Source organism: Kitasatospora sp. NPDC056273, assembly GCF_042268845.1.
Lineage (GTDB): Bacteria > Actinomycetota > Actinomycetes > Streptomycetales > Streptomycetaceae > Kitasatospora.
In genome coordinates, this window is record NZ_JBHJSJ010000040.1 from 1 (window position 1) to 1,895 (window position 1,895).

At 68.1% G+C, this 1,895-nt stretch carries 2 protein-coding genes; both read right to left on the minus strand.

Features of this window, described 5'->3' with window-relative positions; translation table 11 throughout:
• Positions 1–96: 96 nt before the first annotated feature.
• On the minus strand, positions 97–690 hold the full coding sequence (locus tag ACFCY1_RS28780; RefSeq protein WP_375876503.1) for a hypothetical protein: 594 nt from the start codon (positions 688–690) through the stop codon (positions 97–99).
• Positions 691–740: 50 nt separating this feature from the next.
• Positions 741–1,781, minus strand: a complete 1,041-nt coding sequence (locus ACFCY1_RS28785; protein WP_117488851.1) for a substrate-binding domain-containing protein — start codon at positions 1,779–1,781, stop codon at positions 741–743.
• Positions 1,782–1,895 lie beyond the last annotated feature (114 nt).

A 1,895-nucleotide genomic window follows, 5' to 3' on the forward strand; every position in this document is an offset into this window, starting at 1 on the left:
GTCTGGTTGTGTCGCCCCCCCCGCGGGGGGGCCCGCGGGCGCGCCGGCCCCCCCGCCGACCTGCGGTTCAGTACCGGGCAAGCGGTACCGGGTGGTTCAGTGCGCCGGGGTGTAGGACAGCGCGAGCTTGCCGATCTTCTGGCCGGCGGTGAAGTAGCCGGTGCCCAGCTTGGTGTCGAGGTACTGCGCGCCGGCCGCGTCCACCTCGAAGCTGGAGGAGTTCAGGTTCTGGGTCAGGCCGCTGCGGGTGATCACGTTGTCGCCGGACGGGTCGAGCAGCGGGACCGGCGTGGTCGAGCCGTTCGGGACGGCGGTGAAGTAGCCGTTGTCGACCGAGAAGTCGAGCTGCTTGAAGGTCACGCTCTTGCCGGTCTTGAGGTTCAGGAAGAGCAGGCCGCCGCCGAACTGCACGTCGCCGTAGAAGGACGGGATGTTCGCAGCGCCGCCGGTCACCGGAAGCGTCACGGTGAGGCCCGCCGTCTGGTCGTACGCCGGGTTCGCGGGCTGCAGCGGGATGATCACGATGCCGTTGAGCGCGGCGTTCGTCAGGAAGTTGACGTCGGTGGTGATCACGGCCTGGCCGGCGGCCGGGGTGGCGGCCGTGTCGGCGACGGCGGCACCGCTCACCGCGGTCAGGGAGAGGACGACGGCGGCACCGGTCGCTGCCAGGCGGGCGCTGATGCGGGACATGCTGGACTCCTTGGGAGAGGGAGAGGTGATGTGGTGCGGTTCGTGGAAGCTCAGGAGTGGTTGTAGCGGCCGCAGGCGATCGAGGGCAGTGGCAGGAAACCGGACCTCTTGATGGCGTCCGCGCCGTTACGACAGATCCAGCCGTTGCGACTGAAGATGTCCCGCAGAGCGACACCGTGGGCGTCGGTGGCGGTCCACTCGGCGTCACGGACGACGTTCGACAGGACCGCCGCGTACGGCGTCATGAGAGCATCGGCCGAGATCGTCTTGGTCTGCGGGTCGATCGGCGCGATGCCGTCGATGGAGCGCGGGGTCAGCGGGCCTTGGACGTCCGAGCCGCCGCCCTGCCCCTGGTATGCCTGGCCGATGAAGTAACCCGTCGAATACGGGACCAGCGCGTCCGGGTCGCTGAGTGCCGGATCCGAGCCCTGGTTCGGCGCCATCGACCACGTGACGCAGGCACCCGGTCCGAGCGGACTGCCGTAGTTGATATCGCTCCGGAAGTTCGCCGTCAACGCCGACTGGATCGGCGGCAGATACGGCTTGATGGTGCTGTTGGGCAGCGACGGGTCGATCTGGTTCCAGGTGGTGACCACACAGGTGTAGATGTCCCGCAGGTTCTGCGTGCTCAGGTTCGCCGGGGCGTGACCGTTCGCCGGGGCGGCCCAGGTGACGACATCCTTCGCGTACGCCACGAAACCGTCGGCCGGCGGGTCGTCCTGTTGCGCTCCGCGCGAGGAGCGGGCGAAGTCCACGGTGGCACTGGTGTAGCCGTTCAGCGTCGTCATGCCGCCGTAGACGCCGAAGGGCCGGGCGATCGGTGTGCCCCCCGATTTGGTGGTGATGGTTCCGCTCGGCCGGGAGTCCCAGCTGTACAGTCTCGGCACCGCCGGATCGGTCAACGAGGCGTTGTAGCTCGCCGCTACCTGGTTCATCAGGATCTGGGTCGTCTCGTCACCGACGCCCACGACGTCGACGGCGCGCGGGGTGGCACCGGCCACCGGGTCTGCGAGCGCGGTTCCGCCGGCGGTCATCGCCACCATGACGGCAGCGGCGATGACACCACCCGGTTTGGTCATGCTCTTACGCATCGGACCGTCTCCCGTGTCCAGTGGTCGAAGGTGGCCCGGCGGCCGCGGGGTGAGGCCCCTGTCTCTTATACACATCTGACGCAACGAGAAATATTTTTGCCTCCTCTTCAATTC

Excerpts from the sequence above, each read along its gene's own strand:
- ACFCY1_RS28780 (WP_375876503.1), bottom strand. The coding sequence starts at position 690 with ATGTCCCGCATCAGCGCCCGCCTGGCAGCGACCGGTGCCGCCGTCGTC.
- ACFCY1_RS28785 (WP_117488851.1), bottom strand. The coding sequence starts at position 1,781 with ATGCGTAAGAGCATGACCAAACCGGGTGGTGTCATCGCCGCTGCCGTC.